Origin of the sequence: Corynebacterium sp. (assembly GCF_012837295.1) — a bacterium.
Lineage (GTDB): Bacteria > Actinomycetota > Actinomycetes > Mycobacteriales > Mycobacteriaceae > Corynebacterium.
The window spans coordinates 1-4,761 of sequence record NZ_DURI01000153.1 but is presented as its reverse complement, the minus strand read 5'-3'; the positions used below and the strand labels follow the sequence as shown (position 1 = coordinate 4,761).

Here is a 4,761-nt window from a genome sequence, read left to right as displayed (position 1 = left end):
GTTTCAAGCAGCAAGAGAAGAACTTAGCACATCCGATTTCCACCGCGCAAGCGGCGGCGACCGGATCGTTTCAGGTCTTCCCCCAGTGCCAGTGTCCGTTTCGCCTTGCGGCGTCGGTCTCGCTGACTCCCAGAACATTACACACGGCCGCCCGAACAAAGCAAAACGCCACGTCACACGCCAAATCGAACTAAACGGAAGCGGCCGGAACCCCGTCTCGCGGGATTCCGGCCGTCGTCGTGAAGCTCGGTCCGCCTACTGGACCCGCTCCACCTCCGCCCCCAGGGAATTGAGGGTTTCCACGAACGCGGGGTACCCGCGGTCGATGTGGAAGACGTCGTGGACTTCGGTGACGTCGCCGGGCTCGGTGCACAGGCCGGCGAGCACAAGGCCGGCGCCCGCGCGGATGTCCGACGACCACACGGGAGCGGAGCTCAGGCGCCGCTTGCCGCGGATCATCACGTGGTGCCCGTCGACGGTCGCATCGGTGCCCAGGCGGATCATCTCGTCGACGAAGCGGAACCGCGACTCGAAGACGTTCTCGGTGAGGACGCTGACGCCCTCGCTGACCGCGGCCAGCGCGATCGCCATGGGCTGCAGGTCCGTGGGGAATCCCGGGAACGGCAGGGTCTGGTAGTTCACGGCCTTCGCGCGGCCCTCCATGCGGACGCGGAATCCGCTGCCGTAGGTCTCGACGTTGGCGCCGGCGTTCTTCAGCTTCTCCAGCGCCAGGTGCAGGTGGCTGGGGCTGATGCCGCCCACCGTGACGTCGCCGCCGGTCATCGCGGCGGCGTAGGCCCAGGTGCCGGCGACGATGCGGTCGCCGACCACCTCGTGGGTGGTGGGCTTGAGCTCCGCCACGCCATCGACGGTGATGGTGTTCGACCCCGCTCCGGAGATCCGCGCGCCCATGGCCACGAGCATGTCGCACAGGTCGACGATCTCGGGCTCGCGGGCGGCGTTGTCCAGCACGGTCCGCCCCTCGGCCAGCACCGCGGCGGTGAGGATGTTCTCGGTCGCGCCGACGGACGGGAAGTCCAGCTTGATGTGGCCGCCGGTGAGCTTGTCCGCTTCGGCGACGACGCAGCCGTGGTTGATGTACGTGCGGGCGCCGAGCTTCTCCAGCCCCGACTGGTGCATGTCCAGGGGGCGGGAGCCGATCGCGTCGCCGCCGGGCAGTGCGACGATGGCCTTCCGGCACCGCGCGGTCAGCGGCCCGAGGACGCACACCGACGCTCGGAACTGGCGCACGGCGTCGAAGTCGGCGCGCGGCGACAGCTCGGCGGGGGTGTCGATGCGCACGACGTCGCCGTCGCGCTCGACGGTGCAGCCCAGGCCCTCGAGGACCTTCTGCATCAGCGGGACGTCGTCGATGGCCGGGCAGTTGGTCAGCACCGTGGTGCCCTCGGCCAGCAGCGCCGCCCCCATGAGCTTGAGCACGGAGTTCTTCGCGCCGGATACGCGGACCTGCCCGCTCAGCCGAGCGCCGCCCTTGACCAGGAATCGTTCATTCGCCACGGCACCAACGAAACCACACTTTCGGCCCGGCTGCCTAGAGTGGAGACATGTCCGTTCATTTGACCCGCATTTACACCCGTACCGGCGACGACGGCACGACCGGCCTGTCGGATTTCAGCCGAGTCCCCAAGGATGATCCGCGCCTGGAGGCGTACGCCGATTGCGACGAGGCCAACGCCGTCCTGGGCCAGGTCCTGGTCCTCGGCGAGCCGTCCGAGAACATCGCCGCGGTGCTCCGCCACATCCAGAACGACCTTTTCGACGCCGGCGCCGATCTGGCCACGCCGATCGAGGAAAACCCCAAGTACCCGCCGCTGCGCATCACGGAGGACTACGTCACCCGCCTGGAGCAGTGGTGCGATTCGTTCAACGAGGATTTGCCGTCGCTGAAGTCGTTCATCCTCCCGGGCGGCACGAAGGCGGGCGCTCTGCTGCATTCGGCGCGCGTGGTCGCCCGCCGCGCGGAGCGCAAGGCCTGGACCGCGGTGCGCGAGTTCCCGGACACCACGTCGCCGTGGCCCGCGAAGTACCTCAACCGCCTGTCCGACCTGCTGTTCATCCTTTCCCGCGTCGCCAACGCCGGCGATGACGTGCTGTGGGTTCCCGGCGGCGAGCGCGGCCCCGACAAGGTCGGCGGCTCGGACTCCTCCGAGTAGAAGACCAAAAAATGCGTGACGACGGACCGGCGCGAACGCGGGTCCGTCGTCACGCGAAAAAGCGGCGCCGGAAAAAGCCCGTCAGGGCAGGGCGCCGATGCGGCGCGCGGCGTTGACGGCCTCGTACCGGGTGTGGGCGCCGAGCTTGCGCATGACCGATCGCAGGTAGGACTTCACGGTCTCCGCGCCGATGCCCATTTCCTCCGCCGCCTCGACGTTGGTGTGGCCCAGGGCCACGCAGGCCAGGACGTCGAGCTCGCGGGCCGAGAGCTTGGTGGTCTGCTTGACGCGCACGGGCGTGACCATCTGGTCGCAGAGTTCCTCCAGCTCCTGGCGCAGCTTCTCGTCGTCGACCCGGTTGGCCAGCATGCGCAGCTTGGAGTGGGTGGAGCGCACCTGCTCCCACTCGGCGCCGTTCATCACCCGCCCGCCCTTGCCGCCGGAGGCGCGGTCCATGTTGCGGCACGCGTCTGCCACCGACAGGTCCTGCTCCAGGCAGCGGGCGGTCATGGTGACCTCCTCCAGCACCTTGTCCCCCAACCGCACCGACGAATGGACGCCGGCGTACAGCACGCCGCGCACGTGGCGGGCGACGATGACCGGCACCGCGACGAGCGAATGCAGGCCCTCGTCCTTGATGTTCTGGTCGTATTCGTGGGTGATCACCTTCGCGCGAAGGTAATCGCTGACTCCGACGGGCCGCCGTGTCGACATGACCCTGCCGCCGACGCCCGCGCCGGACTCTATGACGAGATTGTGCATCGCCGGCGTGCGCAGCCCCACCCAGTGGCTGATCTGCATCTTCCCGCCGTCGATGACTTCGGCGTACATGGTCACCGGGATCCCGGTCGCATTCTTGAGGGTGACCAGGGACGACTTGATCACTTCATCGTCGTCCAGAATTCGGTTGGGATCCATGGAACCTGCCTCCTGCTGACCTACCTTGCGCGCCTCCATCAGGTGACCCCGAGCGGGGGGCGCGTTTCCGTACACCGGAAACTATACCCTCCAAAAGGGTGCCCCTGCATTGAGGCGGTACTCACATTTTTGACGGATATCCCACCCCCGCGAATCATTAATATCTTCATTCAAATCTCGGCAACCCCCGCCGAATGCCCGATTCCCACCCCCGGGGCGCTCCGACGAAGCGGCGGGAAACGACGAGGCCGGCCGTCGCCAAGCGAATGATGCTTGACGACGGCCGGCCCGGAACTTCTCAAACGTCTAGCGCTCCCACTCGGCCTTGCGCTTCTCGGCGAAGGCGGCCATGCCCTCCATCTTGTCGGCGGTGGAGAACAGCGAGTAGAACACGCGGCGCTCGTAGTGGACGCCCTCGGTCAGGGTCGTCTCCAGCGCGCGGTCCACGGCGTCGGTGGCGATGTAGGAGGCGGTCAGCGGCATGTTCGCCACCTTCTCAGCGACCTTCGCGACCTCCTCGGCGAAGCCCTCCAGCGGCAGGATGCGGGAGACCAGGCCCGAACGCTCGGCCTCCTCGGCGTCCATCATGCGGCCGGTGAGCACCAGGTCCATGGCCTTGTACTTGCCGACGGCCTTGGTCAGGCGCTGCGAACCGCCCATGCCGGGGATGACGCCGAGGGTGATCTCGGGCTGGCCGAACTTGGCGTTGTCCGCGGCGAGGATGATGTCGCCCATCATCGCCAGCTCGCAGCCGCCGCCCAGCGCGTAGCCGGACACGGCGGAGATGATCGGCGTGCGCACCCGCGACAGGCGGTCCCAGCCGGAGAAGAGATCGTCCAGGTACGCGTCCTTGTACGAAAGATCCTTCATCTCCTTGATGTCGGCGCCGGCCGCGAAGGCCTTCTCGGAGCCGATGATCACGATCGCGCCGATGCCGCGGTCGCGGTCGAAGCCCTCGACCGCGTCGGCGAGCTCCTTCATCACCGTGGTGTTCAGGGCGTTGAGCGCCTTCGGGCGGTTGAGCGTGATCGTGGCCACGCGCCCTTCGACGGAGGTGAGGATGGTTTCGTAGGTGCCTTCGGACATGGGTTCTTCTAGTTCCTTTCGTCGGAGGCCGCGCCATCGGCCCGGGTCTGTTCAATGATGGCAGAGAAGTCCAGGCCGCCGTTGCCGTCCGCGAGGAATCGCGAGTACAGATCGCGGGCCAGGCGGCCCATCGGCGCCGCGGTGCCCGCGGTGTCCAGGGCGTGCTCGGCCAGGCCGAGGTCCTTGTCCATCAGCGCGGTGGCGAAGCCCGGCTTGAACCCGTTGTTCGCCGGCGAGGTGGGCACCGGGCCCGGGACCGGGCAGTTGACCGTCAGCGACCAGCAGGCGCCGGTGGAATTGGAGACGACCTCGTGGAACGCCTCCGGGGCCAGGCCCAGCTTCTCGCCGAGCACCATGGCCTCGCCGATGGCGATCTGCTGGATGGCCAGCACCATGTTGTTGCAGACCTTCGCGGCCTGGCCGGCGCCGGACGCGCCGCAATGGACGATCGAGCGGCCCATGTGCTCCAGGATCGGGCGGGCGCGCTCCACGTCGGCCTCGTCGCCGCCGACCATGAAGGCCAGCGTACCGGCCGCCGCGCCGGCGACGCCGCCGGACACCGGGGCGTCGACGTGGCGGTGGC

6 protein-coding genes are annotated in these 4,761 nt (G+C 68.1%); 2 read left to right on the top strand and 4 right to left on the bottom strand.

The features are described 5' to 3' along the window. Positions 1-194 (top strand): hypothetical protein (locus GX015_RS05225; protein WP_291343332.1); only part of this gene is annotated, 194 nt, incomplete at its 5' end. A 61-nt stretch (positions 195-255) separates the two neighbouring features. Here GX015_RS05225 and murA read toward each other — a convergent pair. Then, positions 256-1,518 (bottom strand): UDP-N-acetylglucosamine 1-carboxyvinyltransferase, encoded by a 1,263-nt coding sequence (gene murA / locus GX015_RS05220; protein ID WP_291343330.1) that lies wholly within the window; start codon positions 1,516-1,518, stop codon positions 256-258. Between the two features lie 47 nt (positions 1,519-1,565). Here murA and GX015_RS05215 point away from each other — a divergent pair, with 47 nt between their 5' ends. Next, positions 1,566-2,174 carry a cob(I)yrinic acid a,c-diamide adenosyltransferase gene (locus GX015_RS05215; protein ID WP_291343328.1) on the top strand — a complete coding sequence of 203 codons (609 nt, stop codon included), beginning with the start codon at positions 1,566-1,568 and terminating at the stop codon, positions 2,172-2,174. A gap of 81 nt (positions 2,175-2,255) precedes the next feature. On the opposite strand, the gene ramA is transcribed toward GX015_RS05215, so the two are convergent. The 3 genes from ramA to GX015_RS05200 all read right to left on the bottom strand — a co-directional run. Further along, positions 2,256-3,092, bottom strand: a complete 837-nt coding sequence (gene ramA, locus GX015_RS05210; protein WP_291343326.1) for an acetate metabolism transcriptional regulator RamA — start codon at positions 3,090-3,092, stop codon at positions 2,256-2,258. Positions 3,093-3,398: 306 nt separating this feature from the next. Next, on the bottom strand, positions 3,399-4,178 hold the full coding sequence (locus GX015_RS05205) for an enoyl-CoA hydratase (RefSeq protein ID WP_291343324.1): 780 nt from the start codon (positions 4,176-4,178) through the stop codon (positions 3,399-3,401). A gap of 8 nt (positions 4,179-4,186) precedes the next feature. Then, positions 4,187-4,761 (bottom strand): NAD-binding protein (locus GX015_RS05200; protein WP_291343323.1); only part of this gene is annotated, 575 nt, incomplete at its 5' end.